Origin of the sequence: Falsiporphyromonas endometrii (genome assembly GCF_042654485.1) — a bacterium.
Classification (GTDB): Bacteria; Bacteroidota; Bacteroidia; order Bacteroidales; family Porphyromonadaceae; genus Porphyromonas; species Porphyromonas endometrii.
The window spans coordinates 1-4,246 of record NZ_JBHSGO010000119.1 but is presented as its reverse complement, the minus strand read 5'-3'; the positions used below and the strand labels follow the sequence as shown (position 1 = coordinate 4,246).

Annotated in this window: 1 protein-coding gene and 1 pseudogene; both read right to left on the bottom strand. The window is 35.1% G+C overall.

Annotated features, from left to right (window positions below; all coding sequences use genetic code 11):
• Window positions 1-252: 252 nt before the first annotated feature.
• Window positions 253-3,759, bottom strand: a complete 3,507-nt coding sequence (locus ACFO3G_RS03855; RefSeq protein ID WP_380078154.1) for a C10 family peptidase — start codon at window positions 3,757-3,759, stop codon at window positions 253-255.
• Window positions 3,760-4,149: 390 nt separating this feature from the next.
• Window positions 4,150-4,246 (bottom strand): annotated as a pseudogene (locus ACFO3G_RS03850) (transposase); the annotation flags it as partial.

The window sequence follows — 4,246 nt, the reverse complement described above, 5'->3', positions numbered from 1 at the left end:
GCCAGACAATTCGAAATAATTTCTTTAATTTGTACTCGTGTGAGATCCATACTGTTTTACTGTTTTATTTTATTTTTTCAAAGATAATAGTCTTGGGTCTTACACACTTTTTTGGGACAGTATCAAAAACAATCGCTATCATTGAGTTTTAGCTCTTTGATAGCGATTGTTCTTTAAACTTCAATTAAAAGGAGGCTGTGTCATTATCGTAATGATTCTGCCTCCTTTTTGATTGTTATTTGCTGTGTATAATTATTCGACTTTCAGTTTGACAGAATGATTGTCAACATTAATAACATAGGTTTGAGGGATAAGGTTTGTTAGATCAATTCTCAGTTTACCATTTACATCGGTTTGACCTTCATAAATCTTAACCCCATCCATTGAATAGATGATCACACTACTATTTCCTTTTGCTCCCACAATATTGGTATAATGATGAGCGGGATTAGGATATACTTTTACGATCTCACTTACAAGTGATTCGGTACTCAATGTCTTTTCGTCAAATGGAATAACAATACCTCCATTATAATCTTGCGCAAGCCAATTCTTCTGAAGAAAAAGTTCTTTCAAAGAGTTGCTAAATTTATTTTCTTCCTTATTAGCTTTTCCATCAACAACAACAATATTACCTACATTTAGTTCAGACTTTCTGTCGCCAATAGATTCAGCTAACTGCTCAAATCCTTCAGCATCAATCTTATTGTCATAACATTGGAGTTCCATAAAGTTTTTCTCATCCTTATTCTCTATTTGTACAGCCTTAGGTGCAACAATACTTGTAATCTCATTATGATTGAGAGAAGCCTTGTTTAGCATACTCAAATCTTTAAGATCAATGCTTTGCAATTTGTTGTTACTTAAGTCTAAATTGATAAGACCCGAAAAATAAGTGAGAGAGATGTTATTAATCTTATTATTTGTAGCAATCAACTCTCTTGTCACCATAAAGTCGGGAGCCTCAATAGTAACCAGTTCGTTATTTTGACAATAAAGTGAGTCGATATTTCTATTAAGAATAAGTTTATTCAACTGATTATTTGAACAATCCAAATACCTTAGTTTTGACTGCTTGGAAATATCAAGAGAAACCAATTGGTTGTTGCTACAAATCAATCGATCCAAGACTTGGTTGTCATTCAATTCTATTTTAGTAATTCCACTACTAGAGCAGTCTAGAGAGCTGACACAACCTTTTACAACTATTTCCTGACTCTCTACTTTATACTTACCATTAGCCTCTTTTTTAGCACCAATAATTTCAATAGCACTCATCTTAGGCTCATCTTGACCTTTCTCATAATATGCAACCGGATTGATGTTCAGATTAAGCTCTTGGCCTTGTGCCTTAGTGGTATATAATTTAATCTCAGCCGGCTTCATATTTTGGCGGAATAGATCAATATCAACATGCGGCAGATCATCTGACAAGGCATTGATAACATCCCCATTATTCAAATCAGAAAGGAAGATAAATATTCTATAATAGAGTTTTGTCCCTGCTGGAAGTGGTGCTAAAGGATTATTTTCAGCACTATTCTTTTTTATTAAGAGCTTAACCAATTCTTCGGATCTAAAAGACAATGGGATTTCCTTCTCTCCGGTAAAAGGTCGATTGAAAAAATAACGATGTGCATCGGTAATGCCATAATCATTCAGACCATCGGTAATCATGATATAACAGGATGCTCTGAATGGCTTGAATGCCTCTTCAGAAATATTTTTGACTGTAACACCTTTTATATTTCCAGCAAAGGGATTAAGTAAAACTTCATTCTTATTATCCAATTCTCCATTGTAAGTCAAGATAAGTGCAGGACGGACTTTATCAGCCTTCTGTACCGGCAAATTCTTGCCCAGCATAATTGTTTTACCCTGAACTTCAACTTGCAAATCAATCTCGCTATTTGGTTTTGCAGGCATTTGATCAATATCCAATTGGATGAGGTTATCACCTTTCGCAATATTATATAACTGTACATCAAGCTGCTTCCAATATTTTTTATCAGATTGTTTGTAGTAGAATACAACATCACCTCGGTACTCTTCTCCGGTATTATTTACCTTAAACTCAAGAGTACTTTTTTCATAACCTAGAAACTGACCGCTAAAACTGCCTTCTATCAATGTTACATTAGGCTCATTGGTATCATAAATGATCTCTTTAAACTTTCCTTTTTCATCAGTCGTTATAAATGCACTTGTCTTCTTGCCAAGCATATGCTTTACAGGAACAAATTGTTTACGTCCTTTTATCTCGGCAAAAACAAGATATTTGGCATTTGGTTTCAACTTAACATCCTTCAATATGATACCGGGTATTTCATGACCAACTCTTTGCTCCCTTTTGACATTTGTAGTAAGAGGCATAAAAATAAAATCCTTTGATGGACTCTCTTTGCTAAAAAACTCATCACTACTGTCGTCAACATTAACAGCATGAAGTCTAAAAGAACCAGAATATGTCTTCTCAGATGTTAGATATACAGTCAATTCAGGAGAAAAAAGCATATCCTTTGGTTTATTATATCTCAGTTTAAAATCATAACCAACCACTTCGGGCTCAGCAATCTCTGAATCCCCGTTCTTGTCAGGCTTAATATTGATAATCATCTGTTGGTCATAATTAAATCCACCACCGGCTCCACCACCAATACCTAATGCAGGAGGATTGAGAAGATTGAGTCTGAAGTATCCATTGCTTTTACCTCCCCAACCCCAATTGATATGGAAAAGGCCCTTCTCATCATAACCATCACAAACAAAAGCATGACCACCCCCGGCACCCATACCTCCATAGAAAACAGAACGACCTTCATTCAATTCTTTCTTGATTATTCCTTCCCACTCAACAGTCTCGTAAGCTAACCTATCAAGACATATCACAGATTTATCATATCGAAAATTCTCACGAAGAGCACGCACCACATTTCCTATAAATGTGCCACTTGCCTCTTCTGAATACATCATATCCATAGCAACACCTACGTGATAGCAAAGCTTTGCCACAGCATTACGCTCTTGCTCAGTAGCTTTTGTTTTATCTTCAAAACGCTCCGGCATGTGTGCCCAATCATACGAAGTATTGAAGTCAATTTTATGCTCTCTACCACTTATCAGCTCTTTATGATAATAAGTACCCTCCCCATGATCAGGCCAATTGTACTGACGCATGATTTGAGCAGCAGCAGTGGCCACACATCCAACTGGAAGATTTGGCATATTTTCACCTTTGGGACACATGTAGTTCCAAGGATAATCCTGATTCCATTCAATATCCTTAAGAAGAGGTTTGATTTCAGATTTAAAAGCATTATCCTGCCTCAAAGAAGAGAAATTGTATGACCATTCGGAAGGATCATGAGTAACATAATACTGCATCGCAACCTCATAGGCTTTCAGCATTTCTGTCAATTGGATTGGACTAGCAGATAGGCTAAAATGTCCCCTCTCACTATATCCTAAAACTTCAGGAAGTTGATCGTCACCACTGACAATTACGAAACCATCATCTTGACCACGATTAAATATATAAAAGCTCTTTTGCTGTGAAGATCTTAAACTTGAAACAGCAGGAGCATATTCCAAATGGACTGTTTCGACTGGAGTAAGACTTCTCAAACTGTTTGTAAAAAAGCGTAGCGCTATCCTTTCGGCAGACTTCTGAGTAATCGGAGCCGCCATCATAGCTGTAACGCCCAACATCAAAAGAAAACTTATAAACAGTTTTCTAGGTTGTGCTAGATAGTGATTCATTTAAAGAGAAAATTAATTAAGTATTTATTTGACTAGTTATTATGACTTATTTGATTACTAATAAAGTATGTAAGAATATTTGCATTTATTGAGGAAATATTCCGTAATCATTTTATTTCGGTCACAAACTTAAGTACAATATTCAACCTGTACAATAATCCCCAAATATACTATCTCTTTAAATAATTTGTCTTAAATCAATTATTACGTACTAAATACTGCAATAATAGTACATCTATAATGTATTTGGATAACTAAATGATATATTGAAAAAAAATATTGATACGATTACGTTTAGTTATTTATAAGTACAATGCTTGAGTATATGAAAATAAATACCTAAAAAATATGATTTATACGTATCAATAGTTCGTTAAAAAATATCCAAGCCTAAGCGGCTCTGGCAGTAAATAAAATGAGTTCTTTGAAAAGTTTGTCAATAACTTGCGGGTCTGGGCTAATCCCAAACACGCAAATAAATCGTTCA

What these genes read in the sequence shown, in the direction of transcription:
- ACFO3G_RS03855 (WP_380078154.1), bottom strand. Translation starts at nt 3,759, where the DNA reads ATGAATCACTATCTAGCACAACCTAGAAAACTGTTTATAAGTTTTCTT.